Below are 25,582 nucleotides of genomic sequence, written 5' to 3'. Positions count from 1 at the left end.
TTTTTATATTTAACCTTCAATTAGTCTCCTAATAGCACTGTCCAACCCCTCTATAATATCTGAGGGCAAAATTGTCTGCATTGCCTTTTTTTCAAGCAAGATATCTGCCGAAAGAGAATGAAGATATACCGACAGTTTTGCCGCCTCAAAAGCAGAATACCCTTGAGCAATCATAGACAAAATAATACCCGTGAGAACATCTCCGCTTCCGCCTTTTGCCATGCCAGGATTGCCAAGAACATTTATAAAAACCTCATCTCCGTCTGTTATTATTGTTCTTGAACCTTTTAGTACGCATATAGCTCTAAATTCACTTGCAATCTTTGTGGCAGCATCAATTGGACTTTTAGCAACATCTTTTACATCAACGCCAAGAATCCTTGCAGCTTCCATATAATGTGGGGTTAAAACTTTTTGAGATTTATAGTTTGCCAAGAGTTTTTTTGCTTTTTGGCTTGATGACAGAGTATTTAGTCCATCTGCATCTATTACAATAGGTATTTGGAAATTTTCTAAAATATGAATCAATATCTTTTCAACTTCTTCATTCTTCGTAAGCCCACAGCCAAATCCCAAAACATCAAACTTGGCAAGGTATTCGTCAAATTTTACAAAACCATCAAAAGATATAACACCTTCTTTGCCCTCAAGAGGCAGCACTACTATCTCCGGTTTTCTTAAATTCTGAAAATAAAGCGCTTCTTGGGGTGTTATTAAGTAGCAAAGTCCACAGCCACTTTGTACTGCAGCATTGCTGCACAGAACCGCCGCACCAGGATAATACTTTGACCCGGCAACTATTCCCACCTTGCCATAATCGCCTTTGTGAGAGTCGGGAAACCTGTAAAATTTGGATATATCTAAATCCTCGGCTGTTAGAATCTTTACCTTGATATCTTTGATAATCTTTTCAGGGATACCTATATCTTTAACAATTACCTTTCCACAATAATAACTACCTGGGTACAAAATATTCCCTATCTTAGGGTAAACAAACGTTACTGTCTTGTTAGCCTTAACAGCACAGCCTCTCACAGAAGCTGAATCAGAGCAAATTCCACTTGGAATGTCAACTGAATATACATAAGCGCCGCTACCATTTATATACTCAATTGCCTTTTTATAAAGCCCATCAATGTCTTTTGAAAGACCTATCCCAAAGATTGCGTCAACTATTATGTCAAATCTCTGGGTTTTGAGGGATAATAATAGTTCTTCTGACAAAATGCTAACATCGACTTCCAGCCTTTTCAATATATCAAGGAAAACTTTGGATATCAAAGTCACATTCTCATCGAATAAGAATACCTTTACATTTGGACAAACCTGGGCAAGATACCTTGCAACAACAAATCCATCGCCGCCATTGTTGCCTTTTCCGCAAAAAACTGCAATGTTTTTGTCATCAAGAGTTTCAAAATCCTTTCTTATCTCTTCAAAAACACAAAAACCAGCATTCTCCATCAGCACAACTTCAGGTATCCCTATTTCCTGCGAAGCTTTCCTGTCAATTTCCCTCATCTGGGATGAGGTCAAAACAAACATTTATCATCCCTTCTTTTTTTTTTTTATTTTTCAGCAATGGCAACTGCAACTGCAACCGATTTTTGGTGAGATATACTCACCACAATATTTTTAATTCCAAGCTCAAAACAAAGAGCCTCTGCCCTGTTATAAAGCTTCACCATTGGACAGCCAGTTTTCCCCTTTTGTATTTCTATGTCTTTAAAGCAAAAAACAACTCCTGTTGAAAGTGCTTTGGCAACTGCTTCTTTTGCAGCAAAATACCCTGCTATTGTCTCAGGATTATATCTTTTCTGTTTTATATATTCAAGCTCACAGGAAGTAAACACCCTTTTTAAAAATTCATCAAATCTTTTCATATCTTTGAATCTGTCCACTTCAACAATATCAATTCCAATATTAAATATCATAAACTATTTTCTCCTTCTGAGTTAAATATTGCATAATTTTTGCTTGAAAAACAGCAAAAAATATAAATGAAAGGAGGGACTAAACATGAGTTTTATAAGCTGCTGGTATCCCTGCAAATATCAAAAAGATGGATACTGCTTAAAAACCCACGTTTGTCCACCCTCAAAATACTGTACTGATTTTTGCCTGTTTTTTGAACCAGGAGAAAGTGTTAAGGGAAAAAAAGAGAAAGAAAAAGAAAACCTTTAGAATTTATTTTACCACATTCTCCACAAAGAAAGAATGCCAATAATTTTGAGATGTAAGCTCTGGATGAAATGTTGTAGCTAAGATATTTTTTTGCAAAACTGCAATTGGAGTTTCAAGCTCTGCTAAAACCTCAACACCTTCTGCTACCTCAACAATCCTCGGCGCTCTTATAAAAATGCACTCTGTGGCTATGTTGAATCTTGGGACAAAAACTTCTTTTTTGAAACTGTCAAGCTGGCTTCCATAGGCATTTCTTTCTATCACTATGTTAAGAACGGGAAGAACACCACTTCCCTGGTTTTTGATATTTTTAGAAAGCAAAATTGCACCGGCACATGTTCCCCAAACTGGCATGCCTTCATATATCAAGCTTAAAATCTGATCTTTTAAACCTGTTTCAATCAAAAATTTTCCAATTGTAGTGCTTTCTCCCCCAGGCAAAATTAAGCCGTCAAGGCTTTTTAAGTCCTCTTTTTTCTTGACAAGCTGAGGCTTTGCCCCAAGCTCTTCTATCTTTTTCACATGTTCTATAACTCCGCCTTGAAACGCCAGAACTCCTATTGTCTTCAATTTTTAATTCCCCCTAAACTGCAAAAGTTCATGCTCAGAAAGATTTCTCAAATCTATACCTTCCATCTCTTCTCCAAGGTCATATGATATTTCTGCCAGTATTTTGGGGTCATTGTAATATGTGGTTGCCATCACAATTGCCCTTGCTCTTTTCTCAGGATTTTTGCTCTTGAAAATACCAGAACCAACAAACACACCATCTGCTCCAAGCTGCATCATTAAAGCTGCATCAGCTGGTGTTGCAATTCCGCCCGCCGCAAAGTTGACAACGGGAAGACGTTTGAGCTCGGCTGTTTTTTTCAAAAGTTCATAAGACACTCCAAGTTCCTTTGCATATGCATAAAGCTCATCACTATTTAGCGATGCAGCATAGCTAATTTGCTTGTTTATTCTGCGAAGGTGTCTTACCGCCTCAACAACATTTCCTGTCCCAGCCTCACCTTTTGTTCTTATCATGGAAGCACCTTCTTGAATTCTTCTCAAAGCCTCACCCAAATCTCTTGCACCGCACACGAACGCAGCTTTGAACTTCCACTTATCAATGTGATGCTCCTCATCAGCAGGCGTCAAGACCTCGCTCTCATCAATATAGTCGATGCCAAGTGCTTCTAAAATCTGAGCCTCAACAAAATGTCCGATTCTTACCTTTGCCATAACAGGTATTGAAACAGCACTTTTAATTTCCAATATAATTTTCGGGTCAGCCATCCTCGCAACCTTGCCTTCTTTGCGCAGGTCTGCCGGAACTTTTTGGAGAGCCATAACAGCAACAGCACCTGCTTTTTCTGCAATTTCAGCCTCTTTTGGAGATGTCACATCCATGATGACACCGCCTTTTAACATCTGTGCAAGATTTTTATTGAGCTCATATCTTTCATTTACAATCTCGCTCATAATTTAGCACCTCCGTATCGATATAATTTGTTGAAGTCTTTTGTCCACTTTATTATAATTAAAATAAACTGTGTGTAAAGACGGGATGAATTATGAGTGTATCGATACAGATTGACAAGAATTCAAAAAAGCCTCTTTACCTTCAGCTTTATGAAGATATAAAGCAAAAGATCTTGTCAGGTGAGATTAGTTATATGCAGAGGCTTCCGTCTGTGAGAAATCTTTGCAAGATGTTAAATGTGAATCTTTCCACTGTGACAAAGGCGCTGAGCAAGCTTGAAAATGAAGGCTATATCAAAGCAACCCCTGGAAGTGGCTATTACGTTGTATACAGTGAGTATCAGGATAAAATCATTTTTGAGGAAGAAAACCTTATAGATGCTCAAGGTTACATCAATTTGGCTTCATCAAAGCTTCCATATAGCCTATACCCCATCGAATGGTTCAAAAATTCTTTAAACTGCGCAATTGAAGAGTATTCACCGCAGATTTTCGATTATATCGAACATTTTAAAAATCCTCTAAAGGAGTACTTGGTAGAGACATATCTTAAAAAGCTTGGGATTGTTACAAGCCCTCAAGAGCTCACAGTTGTATCAGGTGCTCAGCAGGGAATTGAGATTACAACAAAAAGTTTTTTAAAGCCTGGCGATACAATATTTTTGGAAAATCCATCGTACCTTGGTGCATACCATATATTTAGCAATATGCACCTGAACATTGTTAGTATTGACATTGACCAGATGCAAAATATAGAAGATTACATTAAAAAGTTTTCACCAAAGGCCATATACATTATTCCTTTTTCGCAAAATCCAACCGGGGTTTCATACAGCAAAGAGTACAAGGAGTATCTGTGTGAGATTTCACAAAAATATGATTTTTACATCATTGAAGATGATTTTTTAAGTGATATAGGTGTGGATGAAGGAATTTTACCAATCAAAGCATATGACAAATACGACAGGGTGTTTTACATAAAGAGCTTTTCAACCGTTACAATGCCTGCACTGAGGATTGGATTTGTTGTCGCACCAAGGCATCTTTCCGAAGAGGTTGCATACTACAAGTCAATGGCAGATATCTCAACATCGCTTTTGATACAGGTATCTTTTTATTATTTTTTGAAAAACTTCTTTGACAAGCACATAGAAAACTTGAAAGCATACATAAACCAAAGACAAAAGCTATTTTTAAGATTGGCGAAAGACCTGCAAATAGACGACAGGCTGTTTACTCAAGATGTTCAGGGAATATTTGTTTCTTTCTACCTTCCACCAACGATATCATCTGCTACTATTTATAACAAACTCAAAACACAAAGGGTTTTAGTGCAGCCCCATACATGTTTTTATCACAAACCTGCCTCTACAAACTTTTTCAGAATAAGTTTTTTAGATTGTAAAGAAGATGAGCTTCAAATAGCCATGCAGAAAATTCAAAAGGTTTTGAATTCAGCTTACCAAAAAGAGGAGGTATGAAAAGTGGAGTTTTGTGCTGAAAAACTTAAAGATACTATCAGAAAAAATATGGAGCTTTTCATTAGCATCAGAAGAGATTTAAATAGACTCGCCGAACTTTCGTACGAAGAGTATAAGACACAAAAATATATCACAGAAAGACTTTCAGAGTGGGGCATTGAAAACTTTCCAATAGCAAAAACAGGCGTTATTGGAATTATAAATAGGTCTGAAGAATGTATTGGAATAAGAAGCGACATGGACGCTATTTTGGTGGAAGGTCAACCAAGACACTGCTGTGGTCACGACTTTCATATGGCAGTGGTACTGGGGACAGCAAAGGTTCTTGTTGACATGGGCTTTGAAGGATGTGTCAAGTTTATATTTCAGCCTGCTGAGGAAGGGCCAGGAGGCGCAAAAAGAGTAATCGAAGAAGGCGGACTTGAAAACCCAAAGGTGACAAAGCTTTTGGGATTTCACGTATGGCCAGGTGTTGATGTTGGAACAATTGAGGTTTCAAGTGGAGCTATCATGGCAAGCGTGGATGATTTTGAGATTGAGTTTATTGGAAAAGGTGGGCATGCTGCAATGCCAGAAGCAACCAAAAATCCAATTTATCCTGCCACCGATTTTATTCAAAGTAGTAATAACTTTTTCAGCGCATTTTCCAATAAGTTATATTCTTTTCACATCTCTTTTTCTTCGATAAACAGTGGAGAAACATTTAACGTCATCTCTGAAACGTGTAAAATAAAAGGAACTGTAAGAACGTTTGATAGCAGTATGCAAGAATTTATCTATAAAAACATAAAAAAACTTGCAAAACTTTCTGCCCAAAAATATGATTGCCATGTGAATATAAATTATTATTTTCAATATCCACCTTTGATAAATAGCTATCAAGCTACTGAAGAGTTTCTTGATGTAGCAAAAAAACTTCTTGGTCCTAAAAATGTAAAAAAGGCAATCCCAAGCTTTACAGCAGAAGACTTTGCATTTTACTGTCAAATAATTCCTTCGGTTTATTTCAGGCTCGGCATAAAAGAAAAAGGCAAAGGAGAAAATCCTTTGCACTCACCATATTTTGATGCATCAGAAAACAGTATCTTTTACGGTATATTTCTTTTGGCAGGGTATTTACTTAGCCTTCAGAAGAGCTAACAGGACTTTTTGTGCACGTGAGAACTTGTTGCTTCTGACATAAATGGCTATATATTTATTCTCTGTATTAAATCCGTATTTTTTAAGCAATAAAACTTTGTCTGCCTTAACACCATACAAATCTTTTGTTGATTTGTCTTTCATTTTAACATAGCATGTATCGTCTACAAATTCATCCAGTTTATTTTTTCTCACAAAAGACTTTAGAGAATAAAACGCTCCATTTTGGGCATAGTTTGTAAATAGTTTTTTGTCAAGGATATAAATATCTCCCTCGCCCGCAGCAAGCATCACCATAAGTTTTTGCATAAACGCAAACTCCTGCTCGGATTTAGGAGTGCCGCCAGTGTAAAGTATCTGATCAATGAAAACTTGATCACCTGATTTTTTCTCAAGCTCTGAAATCAGCTTTTGAGCGTTTTCATCACCAATGAAATTGCCAACAAGCACAATCCTAACCTTTTTGTTTATATCGTCTTGACTGCTTGAACACCCTGTCACAATAAGCATCAAGAAACTTGCAAGAGTAAGTATTAGCAAAACTTTCCTAAATTTTAAAGCAAATTCCATTGCCCATCTCACCTGCCCAAAAGTAAGATTTTTTCGATTCTAAAGCAAAAAAGGGAAGAGCAAAAAATTCTTCTTTTGCCCTTCCCTTATTATTTTACTCCATTACAATTTACTTTACAATCTTAGCATACATGAAGTAGTTAAATCCAAGCGGCGAAATGTAATAGTTCTTTACATAGTCTCTGAGTACATGACCTTTTACATAGAAGTAAATTGGAATTATTGCATAGTCTTGCATCAAAATCTTTTCTGCCTCCATCATATACTGCATTCTCTGCTTTCTATCTGAGGTCTTCTTTGCTTTTATTACAAGCTCATCATATTTTGGATTGCTCCAGTTAGTGTTGTTGTTATCGCTGTATGATGTGAATAAGTCCAAGAATGTCATTGGATCAACATAGTCGCCAAGCCAGCCGTCTCTTGCAACCATGTAATCCTTTTTATGTCTTCTTTCTAGCAGAACCTTCCAGTCCATGTTAGAAAGTTTTACTTTTATACCAAGCTGTTGCCACATGTTTTGGATAGCTTCTGCAATCTTCTTATGTCCTTCACTTGTGTTATATATAATCTCTATTTCTGGGAAGCCCTTTCCGTTTGGATATCCAGCTTCTGCTAAAAGCTTTTTCGCTTTTGCTAAATCAGCTTTTACTGGTAGAAAGTGTCCTGATTCGTCTCTGAAATCTTTAGAAATACCTTTTATACCGTATGGTACAAAGCCTGTTGCTGGCTTTTGTCCAAGCTTACCAATATTTTCCACGATATATGTTCTGTCAATTGCAAGCGAAAGAGCTTGTCTTACTCTCTTGTCATTAAATGGTTTTACCTTGCAGTTTACATCATAGTAGTATGTGCCAAGAAGTGGCCATATCTTCATTTTCTTTTCTTTGATTAATCTTGGAATCTCGTCAGTTGGCACAGACTCTGCACCGTCAACCTGACCTGCTTCATATGCCATAAGGTTTGCTTTGTCGTCTTCCGAAAGCTTGTAAACAATCTTTTCAAGTGTTATAGATTTTGCATCCCAATATTTTGGATTCTTCTTAAACTCAATATATGAGTTGTGTACCCATTTTGTCATGATAAACGGACCATTGCCAATATATGTCTTTGGATCAGTTGCCCATTTGTCACCATACTTTTCTACTATATCTTTTCTTACTGGGAAGTATGTTGGGAAGTTTGTAAGTTCTAAGAAGTATGGTGTAGGTGCTTCCAATGTAACCTGTAAAGTTGTATCATTTAACGCCTTCACACCAACATCAGATGCTTTTGCTTTACCTTCATTGAATTTTTGACCATTTTTGATGTAGAAAAGCTGATATGCATACTCAGACGCTGTTTTTGGGTCTAACGCTCTTTTCCATGCATACTCAAAATCGTATGCTGTAACAGGTTTTCCATCCGACCACTTTGCATTCTTTCTTATATAGAATGTGTAAGTAAGCCCGTCTTTTGAAACTGTCCATTTTTCAGCCATACCTGGAACAGTTTCGCCTTTTACATTTACTCTTGTCAAACCTTCAAAAACGTTGATTATAATGTTTGCAGCATCAGCAGCAGTGTTGAGTGCTGGATCTAAATATCTTGGTTCAGCACCATTGATGTACGTAAAAACCTGTTTTGATGAAGCAGCTACTGCTCCCTTGTAATTTGAGCTTAAAAATAAACCTGTCACAAGGAACACAACCAAAATAAAGGCAGCAATAATACGTTTCTTCATAAACACTCTCCTCCTCACATCAAAATTTTTATTTTTTTATCTTCACGCAGCCTGCCTTATTTTCTGTCCATCAAATGGCAGGCTACGTAATGACCACAACCTACATCCTTAAGTACTGGCTCTTCCTCTTTGCACCTGTCAAACGCATACCTGCATCTTGTTCTAAACCTACAACCGGTTGGTGGATTGAGGGGGCTTGGAACATCTCCCTCTAATATAATCCTTGTCCTTTCTTTAGAGATTTTCGGGTCAGGTATTGGTATTGCGGAAAGAAGTGCTTGTGTGTACGGATGCAAAGGATTACTATAAAGTTCGTTACTTTCTGCAAGTTCCACAAGCTTTCCTAAATACATTACACCTACCCTGCTGCTTATATGCTTTACCATTGACAGGTCATGAGCAATAAAAAGGTAAGTAAGTCCAAGCTGCTGCTGCAGGTCTTCCAGCATATTCACAATCTGAGCCTGAATTGATACATCAAGCGCTGAAATTGGCTCATCGCAGATGATAAATTCAGGTTCAACTGCCAATGCCCTTGCAATACCTATTCTCTGCCTCTGACCACCAGAAAACTCGTGTGGATATCTGTTTGCATGTTCACTATTGAGGCCTACAAGTCTTAAGAGTTCTTGAACTCTTTCTTTTTTTTCATTCCCTTTGGCAATATTGTGTATCTCAAGCGGCTCACCTATAATATCACCAACTGTCATCCTTGGATTGAGTGAGGCATATGGGTCCTGGAAAATCATCTGCATGGATTTTCTATAAGGAAGCATGTCTTTTTTTGTTATATCTTCTCCTTTGAATATAATCTGCCCGCTTGTTGGCTCATAAAGCCTTATGATAGTTCTTCCTGTTGTAGACTTGCCACAGCCGCTTTCACCAACAAGTCCCAGTGTCTCACCCTTTTTTATGAAAAAGCTTACATCATCCACCGCTTTTATATATCCTTTTTTCCCCAGTCCCATTTTTACTGGAAAATACTTTTTTAAATTTTTTACTTCAATCAAAACCTCATTCAACTTCTCCACCTGCCTCTTGAATTGCAACTTAAACTTATTCGTTTGCTACTTTTGCCTTTTCCAGCAAGCTCTGTGGAGCATACTGGTGATTCAGCCAGCATCTTGACCTGTGCTCGTCCCCAACTTCGAAAAGTGGTGGTCTTGCTTCCAAGCATACTCTCATTGCATATTCGCACCTTGGCGCAAACGGACATCCTTTTGGCGGCTTTAGAAGATCTGGTGGCTGTCCTTCTATTGGCACAAGCCTTTTTTTAAGACCTAAATGCATCTTCGGCACAGACCTTAAAAGCCCCCATGTATACGGATGCTTGGGGTTGTAAAATATATCATCAACAGTTCCTTCCTCTACAATAATTCCACCATACATTACAATTACCTTTTGACATATGTCTGCCACTACACCAAGGTCATGAGTAATAAGTATAATTGACATATTAAGCTGCTGTTGAAGTTTTTTCAAAAGGTCTAATATCTGAGCCTGGATGGTAACGTCAAGTGCAGTTGTTGGCTCATCTGCAATTAAAAGCTTGGGGTTGCACGAAAGAGCCATAGCTATCATAACTCTCTGACGCATACCACCCGAAAACTCGTGAGGGTACTGCGAAAGTCTTCGCTCAGGGCTTGGGATACCAACTAATTTTAGCATCTCAACTGCTCTTTTTTTAGCCTGAGCTATTGTGACTTTATTGTGTATTTTTATTGCCTCTATTAGCTGATTTCCAATTGTAAAAACAGGATTCAAAGAGGTCATCGGGTCTTGGAATATCATACTGATTTTGTTTCCTCTAATATCTCTCATTTCCTTCTCAGAAAGCTTCAGTATATCCTTACCTTCAAATATAATCTGACCGTCAACTATTTTTCCAGGCGGTGCAATAAGTCTCATGATGGACATTGAGGTCACACTTTTCCCGCTTCCAGATTCACCTACAATACCTACAGTCTGCCCCTCATATACATCAAACGAAACATCGTTTACTGCCTTTACTTCTCCAACATGTGTAAAAAATGATGTTTTCAGGTTCTTTACTTCTAACAATTTTTCAGCCAATTCTTTTCACCTCAAATTCTGGAAAAATTATGCTTAAAAAAGTTACTTTCTCATTCGTGGGTCGAGTGCATCTCTGAGCCCATCCCCAAACAAGTTGAATGCAAGTATTATCAAACACAACAAAAGCGACGGAAAAAATAACCTATAAGGGTATGATATAAAACCGTTAACACCGTCTGATGCTAAAGAACCAAGTGATGGAACAGGTGCGTCAACACCCAGGCCAATAAAGCTCAAGAAAGACTCAGTAAAAATAGCGCTTGGAATCTGCAGTGTAGCAGTGACTATAATTGACCCCATACTATTGGGAATCAGGTGCCTGAGCAAAATTCTCCAACCACTTGCACCAATTGTCTTTGCGGCTGTGACATACTCTTGTTGTTTTAAACTCAATATCTCGCCACGTACAATCCTTGCCATTGAAATCCAGTACGTTAATCCCAGTGCAATGTATATACAAACAAGTGGTGCACCCGCTGTCTGAAGTCCGCTTAAAAATGAATATTTATCAAAAAGTTTCTCCAAAGTAGGTTTTAACGATACTGAAAGAAGAATAACGTATATCATCAAAGGTATGCTGTACAGGATATCAACTATTCTCATCATTATGTTGTCTACCTTACCACCTATATAACCTGAGATTCCTCCATATAGAACACCAATCACGATATTTATAATTGTTGCAACAATTCCTATGGAAAGAGAGATTCTCATACCATACAAGCATCTTACAAACAAATCTCTACCAAGCTCGTCAGTTCCAAATAAATGAGTAAGTGATGGTGGCAGAGCTTCATGCCCTCTAATTTGCTGGTCATATTTGTATGGCATAACAATCGGACCAATTATGGCAAGCAATACAAAAAACACTATTGTCCACATTGATGCCATTGCTACTTTATTAGCTTTAAGCCTTCTCCAAGCATCCTGCCAATAACTCATACTTGGTCTTACAATTGTATCCTGCTGTCTTTCTTCTCTTGTCACAGGTACAAAAAGTTCTTTTGATATATTCTCCATTATCTTCTTTTCCCCCTTAAAATCAGTCCTCAAGTTTTATACGCGGGTCTATAAACACATAAATAATATCAACAATTAAGTTCATAAATATCAAAAACACTGCATAAAATATAGTTGTTCCCATAACAAGCGAATAATCTCTATTTGATATACTATCAACATAGAACCTTCCCATTCCTGGGATTGAGAAAATCTTTTCAACAACAAAACTACCAGTGAGTATTCCTGCAATTAAAGGACCTAAGTATGTTACAACAGGAATCAAAGAGTTTTTCAGAGCATGTTTGTATATGACTATAAAATCTGAAAGTCCTTTCGCTCGTGCAGTTCTGATATAGTCCTGTGATAAACTTTCAAGCATACTGCTTCGAATAAGCCTTGCAATAAAGGATATTGGATAAGCTGCCAGCGTTACAACCGGAAGTATATAGCTTTTTGGTTCATCCAGTCCCATAATAGGAACAAGCTGAAGCTTTACGCCAAAGATATACATTAATATTACCGCAAGCACAAATCCAGGTATTGTAATAAAAATTGTAGCTATCACCATGGACAAATTGTCTTGCCACTTCCCTTGATGCACAGCTGACCAAATACCAAGAGGTATCCCTATTAAAAGGCTTAGGATTATAGCTAAAATACCTACCTTTGCAGAAACAGGAAATGTCTCTGCAATAATTTCATTGACAGTTCTGCCTTGATTTCTCATTGATATTCCCAAATCACCGTGCAAAAGGCTATTCAAATACTTAAAGTACTGCACTGCAAGAGGTTTATTAAGTCCGTATTTTTCGTTCAGGTTTTGTAAAATCTGTTCAGGCAAAGTTTTTTCACCTGTGAATGGACCACCTGGTATCATTCTCATGAGGAAAAAGGTTACTGTAATTATTACGAATAACGATACAATAGACCACAATATTCTCTTGAGTATGTATCTCGCCACGTATTATCTCTCCTTTAGTATTTAGTTTGTAAGTTATCTATTGCACATTTATGCAACTGTTTGAATATTTATAAAATTATTTATTTCAAAATTTACGTTGATAATTATAGCACTATGTTCTTGTATAATCAATACATTTATCTGCACTTAATTTTCTGAAAATATTAATTTTTTGTCAATCGTTTGAATTGTATGCATGTATTTGTTTATACTTATTAAAATTTTTCTCAAATTTTTGGCTGCCGTATTGCTCAAAATGAAGGTTTGTATTTTAAAGTTTTCATTTTAGTACTTTATAGATTATTAATATTTATACTCTTACATGTCATAAAAATATTTACGTGTTTTGAACTTTTCTATTGAGGGTAAAATTATGATAGAAAATAAATAGACTTGGGAGGAAAAATTTTATGCGAAAACCGGGTAAAATTGTAATAATAGGAACAGGTTTTGTTGGCGCCTCAACTGCTTTTGCTCTTGTAGATGCCGGGCTTGCAACAGAACTTGTTTTAATTGATGTAAACCATGCAAAAGCTGAAGGTGAAGCAATGGATTTAAATCACGGAATATCCTTTGTAAAACCCGTCAAGATATGGGCAGGTGATTATGAGGATTGCAAAGATGCTGATATAATAATAATCACTGCTGGTGCCAACCAAAAGCCTGGTGAAACAAGGCTTGATTTGACATATAAAAATGCGCAGATTACAAAGTCGATAGTGGAAAATATTGTCAAATACACGCAGGATGCAATACTTTTAATGGTCACCAATCCTGTTGATGTTCTCACATATGTTATGTATAAAGTTTCAGGTTTGCCAAAAAATCAGATTATAGGTTCTGGAACAGTCTTAGACTCATCGCGATTTAGATACCTCTTGGCACAGCACTGCCAGGTGGACGTTAGAAATGTCCATGCATATATCTTGGGCGAACATGGAGATAGTGAGATTGCTGCTTGGTCGCTTACAAATATAGGTGGTGTTAATTTTTTGCAAGAGTGTCTTTTATGCGGGAAAAACTGTTCACCTGAAGTAAAAGATCAAATTTTCAACAAAGTAAAAAACGCTGCATACGAAATAATTGAAAGAAAGGGTGCAACATATTATGCAATTGCACTTGCTGTCAGAAGAATTGTTGAAGCTATAATCAGAGATGAAAATTCTATACTGCCTGTCTCATCAATAGTTGATGACGTATATGGTGTAAAAGATGTTGCAATTTCCCTTCCTGCAATTGTCAACAAAAGCGGTGTTGTAAAAGTATTTGATATTCCTCTGACAGATGATGAAAAAGAAAAGCTTAAAAACTCTGCTCAGGTAATAAAAAGTGTGATAGAGTCTTTAAACCTATAGGCAAGGCAAAAACCTTGCCTTTTGCCTTATTTTCTTTGCTACTTTGAGCTGTTGCAATTTTGCTTTTGTCGTGATAAAATAGCAATTAGTCTTAAATTTTGAGTGGAGGTGAAAAATTTTGGCAAACACAAAGTCTGCTAAAAAGAAGATAAAGGTTATAAGACGAAGAACTATCGAAAATAAGATTCAAAAATTTAAAATGAAAAAGGCTATAAAAGAGGTCAAAAAAGCATTGCTTAGCGGTGACATCGAAAAAGCAAAAGAACTTTACTCAAAAGCTGCAAAGCTCATTGACCAAACAGCTGCAAAAGGTGTTATACACAAGAACAATGCTTCAAGAAAGAAATCAAGACTTATGAAACTAATCAACAAGTATGCTGCTCTATCTTCACCACAGCCAGAATCAAAAGCTCAATAATAAAAAAGGGCTGTCCAGTCTCTTTTCAATGGATAGCCTTTTTGTATTTTATTTTACTATCTGGTACAAAAGCATTTCAAGCGCTGTCTCATCATCAATTTGCCCTTTTTTTATCATGTACTCATATTCTATGGTTTTTTGGATTATAGATTTTATCTTGTCAATGGTAAAGGTTTCTGCCTGTTTTTTGTACTTGTCAATAAAGAATTCAAGAATACCAAGCTGTTTTGCAATCTGTTTCTTATTTGTCTCCTGCATCTCTTTTAACATTCCAAGTATCTTAAAATGACGCAAAATCAAAGCTAAAATCTTGCTGACACTTGTCCTGAGCTGATATAGCTCTCTCAGATACTTATAACCACCTTCTGTGTCTTTTGAGGCAAAAGCATCAAGCATCTGGAATATATGGTCTTGTGGGTTGTCTGTTAATGTCTTTAATATATCATCATGAGTAACCTTACTCCTTTTACCAAGATACGAAATAAGAACTTGTAAATAGTTGTAAATAAGCATCATGTCTTTGTTGTAATGAAGAATAATCTCCTGTGCCATATTATCAGAGATTGTTTTCCCTTCTTTAGACATTACATTTTGAACCCATTTTACCAAATCGGGCATAGAAGGCTGCACAAGATCTGCAGAAAATGCTATTTGTTTGAGGGCAGAAAATAGCTTGTTTTCTTTTGCTTCGTATTCTTTAAAGATTATATAAGTACTGTCACTTTTAAAATTCTTGAGATTATCTATGATAGCAGAAAGATTTAAGCTGGAGTTTGTAGATGCATACTTGAAAAAGTTTTTAAAGATTAGCACTCTTGGCTCTAAATCAAAAGATATTGAAAACATTTCGTTTATTATATCGTTATAATTTGCAGTCTCACCGTCAAACTTTACTATATTGTTCAAATTCCCACCTACTATGGCATGGCTAAACCGTCGTGTATATTCATCAATCAAAAATATTTCTTGTCCATAAAAAAGGTAAATCTTCTTGAAATCCTTTTTCAAGAGCTGCGAATTTAATTCTTTTATAATCTCTTTTGATTTTTCAGCCAACTCATATTCACCTCACAATATACGGGTTTATTATCACTTTATTTTTGTCAACCACTATGTCTATGGTTCCATTTAAATCTGTTCTATAAACCTTAATATTCCTTTCTTTGAGTCTTTGTAAGACCTCATTCGAAGGATGCCCAAAGATGTTGTCTTTCCCTACAGAAATTACTGCAAGTCTTGGCTTTACATTTTCCAAAAACTCTTCAGATGTTGCTGTGCTGCTTCCATGGTGCCCCACCTTTAAAACGGTCGCATGTAAATTATATCTTTTCATGTATTCTATCTCAGACTCATATGAAGCATCACCTGTGAAAAGCATGCTAAAATTGCCAAAGGTCAGCTTTACAACAACAGAACTATTTTTATCTTCTTCTACTGGTGGGATAAAATAGGCTTTTAAATCCTTGTAGCGGTAAATCTTTAGGGTATCCACTAACATAACCTTTTGCCCTTTGAGCTTTTCAGTATTTTCAAGATAGACCTCTTTTGATGTTACAATCCTGTCGACTTTCATCTCATCAAGCAGATACTCAAAGTCTCCAATATGGTCATTGTGCTTGTGTGTTAGGACTAAAACATCAAGTTTTGATACTCCTCTTTTGAGTATATACGGAAGAACAACTCTTTTCAAGCTGCTAAAATCTTCATACTCAGGCCCAGTATCAATGAGCATTGAAAACCCCTTGTATGTAATAAGGCTACTGTCTCCCTGCCCCACGTCTATCACGTTTATGGTAAGTCTGTTGTAATTTACAATAATCTGGAAAATGAATACTGCTAATACAGCAGTAATGCTCAAATATATCACATATTTTAGTTGCCTATTTATAAAGCTTTTAAAAAGTAAATATGCCACAACAAGATAGTAACAAACTATTAGCTTCTCATCCCATAAAATGACCTTTACATGCGAAAATCCAACATGAGACAGCTTTGAAAGGTACATTAGCGCCTTTACAGAGACTTCTAACAGGACTTTAAGTGGTAGTATATTCGCATTGAAACCCAAAAATAGACAATACAGCAGCCCAGCCGGCACAACAGCACCTGCAACTGGTACAGCAACTATGTTTGTCAGGAAAGAAATAACTGAGACCTCAGAAAAATAATAAGCCATCAACGGCAATATTAAAATTTGAGCAGAAATTGAAACTGCAATAAGTGAAGATATACTTCTTGGTATCTTTAACTTTGCAAAATACTCATATATCCCTTTATAAAACAGAATTATTGAAAGAACACTCAAAAAAGACAGCTGAAACCCAATGTCAAAAAGAAAAAGCGGATTTACAAGCAGCATCAAAACGCTTGATACTGCCAAGCTGTTGAGCGTATCAGGATTTCTGTAAATAATCCTTCCAGCATAGTATATTATAGCCATGATTGAAGCTCTAACAACAGATGCCGACATCCCTGTAACAATGGCAAAAACAATTATAATACCGATTATTAAAAAGTTTACTCCTTTACCATAAATCTTCAATATCCTTCTGAACAAAATCTCAACAAAAGCGCAAAGCACTCCTACATTTCCACCAGAGACCGCAAGAAGGTGAGCAAGTCCGCTTCGCTGAAAATCTTTGTACACATCATCTGGAATTGTGGATTTGTTGCCAAGAATCAAACCTTTTAAAAGCGAAGATATATCATTTTCAAAAGAGCTATCTATGAGGTTATTTAGAACTGCAGAAAATCTATTGAGAAAACTTAGAACATTTTTGCCTTGAGTGATAACCTCTACGTCTTTTGAGTAAAGAGTATAAATAGCACCTTTACCTTTTAAATATTCGCTGTAGTTAAATCCATATCTGTTTGTTTTCCCTTTTGGAATTTTGAGTTTCCCAGAAACTTTTATAGTATCTCCATAAAAAATACTTTTTTTAAACTCTGTTGTGACTTTAGTAACAACAGCCTTTGAATTTAGTCTTGTTTTGAGGTAAAAGGAAATCTTTTTTTCACTTGTCTCGGGAAATGAGCACACACTCCCAACAATAGAAACATATTTCCCATTCAGATTTTTTTGTGGTTTTTGAATATAAAAAATGTAGTGTGTCCTGAAAAGCTGCAGTGTAAGAAAAAGAAAACATAAAATAAACAAAAACTTTTCCTTTTTAAAGTACTGAGGAAGAAAATAATAGGTAGCACACAGCGTTCCTAAAATTAGCAAAAGGCAAAATACAACTACCTCAATTTCTTTTATATTTCTGCCCAGAACAATTCCTATCATCATAAAACCGGCAACAAATAACGCCTTTCTTGTCATTGTTTTAGTACCCTGCTTTCTAACAAGTAGAAAATTTCATCATCTACCTTTAAATTTCCCTTTCCAATCCCTATACAAATCTCTGGTTTGTTTTCCCCGTGAAAGTCGCTTCCGCCACTGATAGCAAGGTCAAGTTTTTTAGCAATCTCAAATAGCATATTTGTCTCTTTTTGGCTGTGGTCTGAATGAAAAACCTCAAGCCCGTCAAGCCCGTATTCTTTTAGTTCTAAAAATACGTTTTCGGTTCCCTCTTCCAGATATAAGTACTTGTGAGGATGTGCCAAAATAGCAAGCCCGCCTGCCTTTTTTATTGCCTCAATAGCCTCTTGAGGTTTTAACTTATCCTTTTTTACATAAGCAGGTTTTCCAAAACCTAAAAGTTTTTCAAACACCTCTTTTGTGCTCGAAAAATATCCTTTCTTGACAAGCACCTGGGCAATATGAGGTCTTCCTATCATTTCCCCTGAAGATAACCTTTCTACTTCATCAATCGAAATTTCATATCCCATTTTCCTCAGTTTTTCAATAATCTTAGGGTTTCTTTCCTTCCTGAACCTTTCAAGCATTTTTAGCCTATGCTTCAAGAATTCATTGTTGATGTCTACAAAAAGCCCTAAAATATGCATTTCTATCTCAAAATCAGCGCTTATCTCAACACCGCTGACTACTTTTATTCCAAGCCTTTTCCCCTCATCGATTGCAAGCGTAACACCATCTATTGTGTCATGGTCGGTTATGGCAATAGCAAAAAGCCCTTTTTCTTTAGCAAGTTTTACAACTTCTTGAGGGGTATACGTTCCATCTGAAAATGTTGTGTGAACATGGAAGTCAATCATTTTGAACAGCACTTCCTTTCATTGTTTATTATATCTTAAACTTGACAAAACAAAAAGGTGGTCCTATTTCTTTTTTAAGACCACCCCTAAAGCTTAAACAAATATACTTATAATTTCTTAGCAATCTCGCGGGCAATCAAAACTCCATTTACACTCGCCTGCATAAGTCCTCTTGTAATTCCTGCTCCATCGCCACCAAAATAAAGGTTTTGAATTGTCAAACACTCAAAATTATTCTTGACTTTCACCTCATTTGAATAAAATTTAACCTCAACACCATAAAGCAGCGTGTCAAACGATGCAACTCCCTGCACTACATAGTCCAAAGCTTCAATCATCTCTTTTATATCAAGCATTATTCTATATGGCAAAACCAAGCTCAAATCACCGGCAACAGCATCTGTAAGCGTTGGTATAACAGAGTTTCTTTTTATTCTTTCCTCGTTTGACCTTCTACCTCTTATAAAATCACCATACCTTTGAACAAGTACCTTGCCTCCTGAGAGCATGTTTGCAAGTTCTGCAATGTACTTGCCATACTTTATACTATCTTTGAAGGGGTCTGTAAAGTGCTTTGATACAAGCAAAGCAAAGTTTGTATTGTCGCTTTTTATATTTTTGTAGCTGTGACCGTTAACTACTGCCAAGTTGTCATAGTGTTCAACAGCAACATACCCACCCGGGTTCATGCAAAATGTTCTTACCTTGTCATCAAATGTTTTTGTATAGTATATGAACTTGCTCTCATAAAGATGCTCTGTTATCCCCTTCCATATATGATTTGGCGTCTCTACCCTCACACCTATGTCAACCCTGTTATTCTCACACGGGATATTATACTTTTCTATTATTTTCGAAAGCCAGCTTGCACCTTCACGTCCAACACATATCACAACATTTTTTGCATAGTATATACTGCCATCTTCAGCAACAACCCCTACCACTTTTCCGTCTTCCACAACCAAGTCTTTTACAGGGGTTTTGAACCTTATCTCAATGTTATTTGACAAAAGAAAATCTTGGAGTCTTTTATATATCTTTTTTGCCTCTTCGGTACCAAGATGTCTTATTGGACTTTCAACAAGCGTAAGGTTTGCAACAGTTGCCTTCCTTTTTATTTCCTCAATCACCTGACTATTTGTACCATATACTTTAGTGTCTGCCCCGTTTTCAAGGTATATACTATCTACATACTTTATAAGTTCTACTGCATTGCTTTGTCCGACAAATTCTTGAATTCTGCCACCAACGTTTGGCGATAGTGATAACTTCCCATCAGAAAATGCACCTGCACCCGAAAATCCAGTTGTTATATTGCAAGGTTTGCAGCCACTACAAACATTTGTAAACCTTTTTGGACATTCTCTTGACTCTATGTCTCTTCCTTTCTCGAATATCACAACTTTTGGTGCAGAAGAAGTTCTTACAAGTTCATACGCCGTAAATATCCCACATGGTCCTGCTCCAACAATAATGACATCATACTTTGTGTTCATATTTTCTCACCCTTTTACTTTTTGCAAAATTAAATTTCCCTTTGAAATGTTACACCAAATAAGAAAATTTGTCTATTAAAAATTTACACACTTTTTTAATAATTGAGAAATGAAAAATCTAAATAAATGAGGTAATATAAAAATAGAAGAAAAAATTTACAAGGAGGCAAGCAAATAAAATGAAAAGAAAACTGATAAGCTCAATTTTGGTATTCATTTTTACTTTTCTCTTATTAGTACCGGTATATGCTGACCAGGACGCATCAGCTACTTCATCTTCCCAGACCGTGACAAGCTCAGCCTATAGCACAACCCAGGCACAAACTTATCAAACTACACAAGATACTACTTATTCTCAGACATACAATACTCAAAATTCGACAACCACAACCACAACATATTCTTCAAATTATGGCACAAATTCAACCACTGAAGTAATTCCACCTATTTCAAATGACAATGTGAATATTCAAGAACCACAGAAACTTACAAAAGAACAGAAAAAGGTTATTATTAATCTTCTTTTACAAATAAATCAACTAAAAACGAAGTTTAACAAGATTAATGCTGAGGTAAATCATCTTAGGGCAAAGATAAATGCTTACATCCAAGCTGCAAAAAGATATGATAAGAATTTCTTTAATCAAGAATTGAACAAGATAATTAATGAGGTAAACAAGGCAATATCTCAACTTCAAAAGGAACTTAACAAAAAGAACTTCTCATCTTCTAAGGTAGCAGAACTCAACAATCAACTAAATCAAAAACTTAATGAACTAAAAGTGTATGAAGAAGTCTATAAAAACCAGCAACAACAGGCAGTTGACCAGGCTGTATATCAAATCAAACAGTTTGTCGACCAGATACAACCAACAGTAAATCAAAAGGTGTACCAGATAAATACTATCGATAAGCAGATAAAAATCAAACTCTATGAATATCACCAAACAATCAAAACTGGCGACTACAATAAAACGGTAAGCATATTGAATGAAGTGGTAAGATTATATCAAGCAAAAGTTGATACTATTTCTGAAATAAAAAATCTTTACACAGATGTTCTTTCTAAAATTGAAAATATCGTTAAAAACTCTCTCAATATTCCTAAAAAGTATATTCAGCCAATCCCAGAAAAGAAAATCACAATCCCCAGCAAAGGTAACTCTAAAATAGAAATAGAAATAAAAAAGATTCCTCAGCAGCCTCACAAAGGAAAGAAGAAATAAAATTTTAAACTTATCTTCAAAACAAAAAGGTGTACATCCAAAAGAGAAGGATGTACACCTAATTTTTTTCTAAAAGATACTTCCAGTATCTTTTGGGCATATTCTGCTGCTGAAGTTTTAGATTCTTCCTCTCTTCAATTGCCATTGCTTTAAAATAATTCTTCCACAGCATCTGAAACATCTCATCTTGATGAGTCACTTTCAATTTTAGGTTGTCACAAGTTAAAAACTGGACTTTTTTTCTATCGTAAATAGCAACTTTGTTTCGCTTCACATCATGGATGACCCAGTAAAATTCATTTAGTCTATTTTTAAAAAAATATGCAATTGGTTTTATGATGTCGTTTTTGGGCTCAAACTTGGCATAAAGAAAACCTTTATCTGTCTCACAAAACCTGATAAGCCCCATGTACTTTCCTATTTCCCTGCTAACGTTTTTTGCCATCTTTTCAACTGTATTTACAATATCATCACTGTAAAGATACTTTATCTTTTTACCATGAACAAGTACATAAAATAGATATCTCAAAATATAACCCTCTTTGTCCTTAGTATCTGATAAAAATGCATAGTAAATCCTTTTGAAAACACTGTTATCAGCTTTTTTAATCATCTCTTTCCTAATTTCTAAAAACGTTTTTAAATCACTTTGAACCTCTCTTACATTATCTATGAACATTGGTTGGTACTCATTTTTTGAAACAATTATAGTACTATCTTTATCTATACCTTCAGAAATTATGTGAAATGCCGCACACATAAAACCTTCGAATGTTCCGTCATACAAAAATATTTTGTACACCTTTTAAATCTCCCCTGTTATCACAGATGTAAATACTTCCCTATCAAAAAACGAAAGCTGCTGAGGTCTTTGCAAAGAATTTTTGTCTGTAAGTTTTTGCTTTATTTTCTCAGGTTCTAAGTCAATCAAAAACCTTTCAAATGTCTTGCCGTTACAAGTTATAAAATATTTTGCTCTTTTTAGAACAACACCCATCTTTTTTAAATCATCAAATTCAAGAGAATGAAATACTCTGTTTTTTATTATCCTCCTTGCACTTTTTATACCGATTCCTGGTACTCTTATGAGTTGTTCATAGCTTGCTCTGTTGACCTCTACAGGAAACCTATCAAGATTTCTCAGCGCCCACATCACTTTTGGGTCAACTTCAAGGTCCAGGTTTTCATCCTTGCTTTTAAAAAGCTCATCAGCAGAAAAGTTATAAACTCTAATCAACCAATCTGCCTGGTAGAGTCTGTGTTCACGCAAAAGTGGTGGACTTTCAACTTTTAATATTCTTGGGTCGTTATTTACAGGCGTATACGCTGAATAGTATACCCTTTTGAGCTTAAACTTTTTGTAAAGATGCTGGCTTAAGTTGATTATTTTATAATCACTATCATCTGTTGCACCAATTATCATCTGAGTACTCTGACCAGCTGCCACAAAATTTTTCTCTTCCTCAGCTACTTTTGTTATAAACTCCATAGGTTTTAATATACTTTCCTTTGTTTTATTTGGGCAGAGAAGCTTTAAGCTCTTTTCAGATGGAAGCTCAATATTGACGCTCATTCTGTCAGCCAAAAATCCAGTTTTTCTTATTAAATCAAGTGATGCATAGGGAATGGCTTTAACGTGAATATATCCATTGAACTGGTATTTATATCTCAAAAGCCAAACTGTTCGAAAAAGCATTTCCATTGTCCAGTCAGGAGAATTTTTGATAGCAGAGCTCAAAAAAAGACCCTCTATATAGTTTCTTTTATAAAAGTTTATGGTTAAATCAGCAATTTCCTGGGGTGTAAATGTTGCTCTTTTTATATCATTGCTCTTTCTGTTAATACAGTAAGCACAATCAAAAATACATTCATTTGTAAATAAAACTTTCAAAAGAGAGATACAACGTCCATCATCTGTCCAGCTGTGGCAAATACCAGCAGAAAATGTTGAACCAATTCCAAAATGTTTTTCCCTTTTGCTTCCGCTTGACGCACACGAAACATCATACTTTGCAGCAGCACCAAGTACTTCAAGCTTTTCAAGTATATCCATATAAATCACTTCTTTTTTTAAAGACTATGTGTAGTTGATTTATACCTATATAATAACCGAATATATATTCTATTTCAAGAGAAAAATTAAGAGACCCCTTTCTACAGGTATAGAGAGAAAAGGGCCTCTAATATTCTTTGTGGCTTCAACCTCTAAATACTTTAGCAACAATCCATACACGTGATATCTCTATGATAAGTTATCAATGAGAACATCAACAGTTTTCAGCCTTTTAATCTTCTTAGTATCATAACCTCCTTAGGTGCAAGAGTAAATTTTCCACTTAAATTCTTCTGTGTTATAAGCTCATAATATTCATCTTCAAGTTCAATATTAACATCATAATCATTGAAATTCAAAAGAAACACATATTCATTCCCATTCTTTTCTCTTTTTGTTACTTCAATACCTTCTGGTACAGGTAATATTGGTTGTACACCAGCCTTTTCAGCATAGAACTTAACAAGATCTTCTATAAACCTTTGCTCTGGTCTTGTTCCAACATAAATCGCCTTCCCATTTCCATAATCATTTTCAACAACTGCTGGCATTCCCTTGTAATAATCCCTTTCATAGTAAGCAAGCGCCCTTGCACCTTCAAGGTGAATAACGTCGCAGATAAAATCACACTCGTATTTTCCGTCAAGCATACCTATAGGTTTTTCAAGAATAATAGCATTTTTCATATCAGGGAAAAGCGCATCAATCTCCTCAACCCAGATACCACAGAGTTTCCTAAACCAACCCGGATATCCGCCAAGAATTACTCTGTCATTTTCATCAACAAGTCCTGATAGATATGTTGTAATAAATATTCCACCGTTTTTTACATAGTTTTCTATGTTCTTTGTACTTTCTTCGTCAAGAAGATACAAAAGTGGTGCAACAACAAGCTTGTACCTTGTTAAATCTTCTTTCGGGTCAACAACATCCACATTTGTTTTCAACTTATATAGAGCTCTGTAGTACGCGTCTACATGTTCAAGATAAGATATATCATTTCTAAATCCCATATTCTCTTCAAGCGCCCACCAGTTTTCCCAGTCAAATAAAAGTGCAACCTCGCTCTTAGTTGTTGACTCCAAAATCTCATCTTGGCGCAAAAGTTCGTCGCCAATCTTTTTAAGTTCCTTGCTCACTCTGGTCTCAAGGTGTCCAACATGTGGAACCATCGCAGAGTGAAACTTTTCGCACGAAGCAACCGACTGCCTCCACTGGAAATATAGCACAGAATCAGCACCGTGTGCAATTGCTTGATAGCTCAAAAGCCTTATCATACCAGGTCTTTTTGCAGAGTTGTACCACTGCCAGTTTGTCTGGCTTGGTGTTTGTTCCATCAAAATCCATGATTGATCCCTCTTAAGTCCTCTCATAAGGTCATGTTTGAATGCAATGGTTGATGGAACATCCTTTATCGAAGGATAATTGTCCCATGATATAATGTCCATATGTTTTGCCCATTTGTGATAGTCAAGAGGCTTAAATGGTCCCATCAGGTTTGTTGTAACAGGGATATCTGGCATATATTTTTTGATAATCTCAGCTTCCATTTTATAAAGATTTAGAAGACTGTCTGACATAAACCTCTTGTAATCAAGTGAAAGTCCCTGGAATGAGCTTTTCTGCCTTCCAGGCATATATTCGTATTCTTCGTTCAGATACGATGGAACTTCTATCTCATCCCAATCATAAAATGTATGTCCCCAGAAAGCTGTGTTCCACCTCTTGTTGAGCTCATCCAATGTTTTATATCTTTCTTTTAGCCACTGTCTAAAAGCTTTTGCACAATTTTCACAGTAGCAGTAAGGACCATACTCGTTACTGATATGCCACATTATAACTGCAGGATGGTCTTTATACCTTTTTGCCATCTCTTCAACAATTCTTTTTGCTGCATTTTTGAAGTTTGGACTGTTTGGGCAGTAGTTCTGCCTTGCCCCGTGTTTTCTCTTTCTTCCATGAATATCAACAGGCAACACGTCAGGATACTTTTTAGAGAGCCACGCTGGCTGAGAAGCTGTTGGTGTTGCCAAGATGACATGAATACCATTTGAATAGAGTTTATCAATTATTTTATCAAGCCATTCAAATGTAAATTCATCTTCATTTGGCTGAAGTTGTGCCCATGAAAATATTGGCATAGAAACTGCATTTACATTATAGTATTTCATAAACTCAATGTCTTTTTCCCACACATCCTCTGTCCATTGGTCAGGATTGTAATCTCCACCGTACAAAAATTTTTTCAGCTTGATTTTGCCCATTATCAAAGCCTCCTTTT

Annotated in this window: 22 protein-coding genes; 5 read left to right on the top strand and 17 right to left on the bottom strand. The window is 36.0% G+C overall.

Annotated features, from left to right (window positions below; all coding sequences use genetic code 11):
• Window positions 1-9: 9 nt before the first annotated feature.
• The 4 genes from CaldiYA01_RS03230 to pdxS all read right to left on the bottom strand — a co-directional run bounded on the left by CaldiYA01_RS03230 (window position 10) and on the right by pdxS (window position 3,648).
• Window positions 10-1,545: an NAD(P)H-hydrate dehydratase gene (locus CaldiYA01_RS03230; RefSeq protein ID WP_207181292.1), complete on the bottom strand. Its 1,536-nt coding sequence runs from the start codon at window positions 1,543-1,545 to the stop codon at window positions 10-12.
• Between the two features lie 23 nt (window positions 1,546-1,568).
• Window positions 1,569-1,934 carry a holo-ACP synthase gene (gene acpS, locus CaldiYA01_RS03225; RefSeq protein WP_207181290.1) on the bottom strand — a complete coding sequence of 122 codons (366 nt, stop codon included), beginning with the start codon at window positions 1,932-1,934 and terminating at the stop codon, window positions 1,569-1,571.
• A 253-nt stretch (window positions 1,935-2,187) separates the two neighbouring features.
• A complete protein-coding gene (gene pdxT, locus CaldiYA01_RS03220; protein ID WP_207181288.1) occupies window positions 2,188-2,754 on the bottom strand; it encodes a pyridoxal 5'-phosphate synthase glutaminase subunit PdxT in 567 nt (188 codons plus the stop codon).
• A gap of 3 nt (window positions 2,755-2,757) precedes the next feature.
• Window positions 2,758-3,648, bottom strand: a complete 891-nt coding sequence (pdxS, locus tag CaldiYA01_RS03215) for a pyridoxal 5'-phosphate synthase lyase subunit PdxS (protein ID WP_207181286.1) — start codon at window positions 3,646-3,648, stop codon at window positions 2,758-2,760.
• A gap of 92 nt (window positions 3,649-3,740) precedes the next feature.
• Between pdxS and CaldiYA01_RS03210 the strand changes: the two genes are divergently transcribed.
• Window positions 3,741-5,129 carry an aminotransferase-like domain-containing protein gene (locus CaldiYA01_RS03210; protein WP_207181284.1) on the top strand — a complete coding sequence of 463 codons (1,389 nt, stop codon included), beginning with the start codon at window positions 3,741-3,743 and terminating at the stop codon, window positions 5,127-5,129.
• Between the two features lie 3 nt (window positions 5,130-5,132).
• Complete coding sequence (locus CaldiYA01_RS03205; RefSeq protein ID WP_207181281.1) at window positions 5,133-6,269, top strand: M20 family metallopeptidase; 1,137 nt, start codon at window positions 5,133-5,135, stop codon at window positions 6,267-6,269.
• Here the strand turns inward: CaldiYA01_RS03205 and CaldiYA01_RS03200 are convergent.
• The 6 genes from CaldiYA01_RS03200 to CaldiYA01_RS03175 form a co-directional block, all read right to left on the bottom strand.
• Entirely contained in the window at window positions 6,246-6,839 is a 594-nt protein-coding gene (locus tag CaldiYA01_RS03200) for a hypothetical protein (protein ID WP_207181279.1), read from the bottom strand. The genes CaldiYA01_RS03205 and CaldiYA01_RS03200 overlap by 24 nt on opposite strands.
• Before the next feature lie 109 nt (window positions 6,840-6,948).
• Entirely contained in the window at window positions 6,949-8,559 is a 1,611-nt protein-coding gene (locus tag CaldiYA01_RS03195) for a peptide ABC transporter substrate-binding protein (protein WP_207181277.1), read from the bottom strand.
• Between the two features lie 56 nt (window positions 8,560-8,615).
• Entirely contained in the window at window positions 8,616-9,581 is a 966-nt protein-coding gene (locus tag CaldiYA01_RS03190) for an ABC transporter ATP-binding protein (protein ID WP_207181276.1), read from the bottom strand.
• Between the two features lie 34 nt (window positions 9,582-9,615).
• Window positions 9,616-10,632, bottom strand: coding sequence for an ABC transporter ATP-binding protein (locus CaldiYA01_RS03185; protein WP_207181274.1), 1,017 nt, complete (start codon window positions 10,630-10,632; stop codon window positions 9,616-9,618).
• A gap of 42 nt (window positions 10,633-10,674) precedes the next feature.
• A complete protein-coding gene (locus CaldiYA01_RS03180) occupies window positions 10,675-11,652 on the bottom strand; it encodes an ABC transporter permease (RefSeq protein ID WP_207181272.1) in 978 nt (325 codons plus the stop codon).
• 22 nt (window positions 11,653-11,674) lie between these two features.
• Window positions 11,675-12,595 carry an ABC transporter permease gene (locus tag CaldiYA01_RS03175; RefSeq protein ID WP_207181270.1) on the bottom strand — a complete coding sequence of 307 codons (921 nt, stop codon included), beginning with the start codon at window positions 12,593-12,595 and terminating at the stop codon, window positions 11,675-11,677.
• Between the two features lie 410 nt (window positions 12,596-13,005).
• Here CaldiYA01_RS03175 and CaldiYA01_RS03170 point away from each other — a divergent pair, with 410 nt between their 5' ends.
• Window positions 13,006-13,950 (top strand): L-lactate dehydrogenase, encoded by a 945-nt coding sequence (locus CaldiYA01_RS03170; protein ID WP_207181268.1) that lies wholly within the window; start codon window positions 13,006-13,008, stop codon window positions 13,948-13,950.
• A gap of 118 nt (window positions 13,951-14,068) precedes the next feature.
• Complete coding sequence (gene rpsT / locus CaldiYA01_RS03165) at window positions 14,069-14,368, top strand: 30S ribosomal protein S20 (RefSeq protein ID WP_013291003.1); 300 nt, start codon at window positions 14,069-14,071, stop codon at window positions 14,366-14,368.
• A 48-nt stretch (window positions 14,369-14,416) separates the two neighbouring features.
• Here rpsT and holA read toward each other — a convergent pair whose 3' ends face one another.
• The 4 genes from holA to CaldiYA01_RS03145 all read right to left on the bottom strand — a co-directional run bounded on the left by holA (window position 14,417) and on the right by CaldiYA01_RS03145 (window position 20,022).
• A complete protein-coding gene (holA, locus tag CaldiYA01_RS03160; RefSeq protein ID WP_207181266.1) occupies window positions 14,417-15,424 on the bottom strand; it encodes a DNA polymerase III subunit delta in 1,008 nt (335 codons plus the stop codon).
• Between the two features lie 7 nt (window positions 15,425-15,431).
• Entirely contained in the window at window positions 15,432-17,690 is a 2,259-nt protein-coding gene (locus CaldiYA01_RS03155; protein ID WP_207181264.1) for a DNA internalization-related competence protein ComEC/Rec2, read from the bottom strand.
• On the bottom strand, window positions 17,687-18,526 hold the full coding sequence (locus tag CaldiYA01_RS03150; protein ID WP_207181262.1) for a PHP domain-containing protein: 840 nt from the start codon (window positions 18,524-18,526) through the stop codon (window positions 17,687-17,689). The genes CaldiYA01_RS03155 and CaldiYA01_RS03150 overlap by 4 nt, the downstream gene beginning before the upstream one ends.
• 107 nt (window positions 18,527-18,633) lie before the next feature.
• Complete coding sequence (locus CaldiYA01_RS03145) at window positions 18,634-20,022, bottom strand: NAD(P)/FAD-dependent oxidoreductase (protein WP_207181261.1); 1,389 nt, start codon at window positions 20,020-20,022, stop codon at window positions 18,634-18,636.
• A 179-nt stretch (window positions 20,023-20,201) separates the two neighbouring features.
• Between CaldiYA01_RS03145 and CaldiYA01_RS03140 the strand changes: the two genes are divergently transcribed.
• On the top strand, window positions 20,202-21,248 hold the full coding sequence (locus CaldiYA01_RS03140; RefSeq protein WP_207181259.1) for a hypothetical protein: 1,047 nt from the start codon (window positions 20,202-20,204) through the stop codon (window positions 21,246-21,248).
• A gap of 58 nt (window positions 21,249-21,306) precedes the next feature.
• On the opposite strand, the gene CaldiYA01_RS03135 is transcribed toward CaldiYA01_RS03140, so the two are convergent.
• The 3 genes from CaldiYA01_RS03135 to CaldiYA01_RS03125 form a co-directional block, all read right to left on the bottom strand.
• Window positions 21,307-22,050, bottom strand: a complete 744-nt coding sequence (locus tag CaldiYA01_RS03135; protein WP_207181256.1) for a TIGR03915 family putative DNA repair protein — start codon at window positions 22,048-22,050, stop codon at window positions 21,307-21,309.
• 3 nt (window positions 22,051-22,053) lie between these two features.
• Window positions 22,054-23,301, bottom strand: a complete 1,248-nt coding sequence (locus CaldiYA01_RS03130) for a putative DNA modification/repair radical SAM protein (protein WP_207181254.1) — start codon at window positions 23,299-23,301, stop codon at window positions 22,054-22,056.
• A gap of 224 nt (window positions 23,302-23,525) precedes the next feature.
• A complete protein-coding gene (locus CaldiYA01_RS03125) occupies window positions 23,526-25,565 on the bottom strand; it encodes a beta-galactosidase (protein WP_207181253.1) in 2,040 nt (679 codons plus the stop codon).
• Window positions 25,566-25,582 lie beyond the last annotated feature (17 nt).

The organism is Caldicellulosiruptor diazotrophicus (genome assembly GCF_017347585.1).
In the GTDB taxonomy this organism is placed as follows: Bacteria; Bacillota; Thermoanaerobacteria; order Caldicellulosiruptorales; family Caldicellulosiruptoraceae; genus Caldicellulosiruptor; species Caldicellulosiruptor diazotrophicus.
The sequence above is the reverse complement of the archived record's forward strand: the minus strand, read 5'-3'. Positions and strand labels throughout refer to the sequence as shown.

Excerpts from the sequence above, each read along its gene's own strand:
- CaldiYA01_RS03230 (WP_207181292.1), bottom strand. The coding sequence starts at position 1,545 with ATGTTTGTTTTGACCTCATCCCAGATGAGGGAAATTGACAGGAAAGCT.
- acpS (WP_207181290.1), bottom strand. The coding sequence starts at position 1,934 with ATGATATTTAATATTGGAATTGATATTGTTGAAGTGGACAGATTCAAA.
- pdxS (WP_207181286.1), bottom strand. The coding sequence starts at position 3,648 with ATGAGCGAGATTGTAAATGAAAGATATGAGCTCAATAAAAATCTTGCA.
- CaldiYA01_RS03210 (WP_207181284.1), top strand. The coding sequence starts at position 3,741 with ATGAGTGTATCGATACAGATTGACAAGAATTCAAAAAAGCCTCTTTAC.
- CaldiYA01_RS03200 (WP_207181279.1), bottom strand. The coding sequence starts at position 6,839 with ATGGAATTTGCTTTAAAATTTAGGAAAGTTTTGCTAATACTTACTCTT.
- CaldiYA01_RS03195 (WP_207181277.1), bottom strand. The coding sequence starts at position 8,559 with ATGAAGAAACGTATTATTGCTGCCTTTATTTTGGTTGTGTTCCTTGTG.
- CaldiYA01_RS03180 (WP_207181272.1), bottom strand. The coding sequence starts at position 11,652 with ATGGAGAATATATCAAAAGAACTTTTTGTACCTGTGACAAGAGAAGAA.
- CaldiYA01_RS03170 (WP_207181268.1), top strand. The coding sequence starts at position 13,006 with ATGCGAAAACCGGGTAAAATTGTAATAATAGGAACAGGTTTTGTTGGC.
- CaldiYA01_RS03155 (WP_207181264.1), bottom strand. The coding sequence starts at position 17,690 with ATGACAAGAAAGGCGTTATTTGTTGCCGGTTTTATGATGATAGGAATT.
- CaldiYA01_RS03150 (WP_207181262.1), bottom strand. The coding sequence starts at position 18,526 with ATGATTGACTTCCATGTTCACACAACATTTTCAGATGGAACGTATACC.
- CaldiYA01_RS03145 (WP_207181261.1), bottom strand. The coding sequence starts at position 20,022 with ATGAACACAAAGTATGATGTCATTATTGTTGGAGCAGGACCATGTGGG.
- CaldiYA01_RS03140 (WP_207181259.1), top strand. The coding sequence starts at position 20,202 with ATGAAAAGAAAACTGATAAGCTCAATTTTGGTATTCATTTTTACTTTT.
- CaldiYA01_RS03130 (WP_207181254.1), bottom strand. The coding sequence starts at position 23,301 with ATGGATATACTTGAAAAGCTTGAAGTACTTGGTGCTGCTGCAAAGTAT.
- CaldiYA01_RS03125 (WP_207181253.1), bottom strand. The coding sequence starts at position 25,565 with ATGGGCAAAATCAAGCTGAAAAAATTTTTGTACGGTGGAGATTACAAT.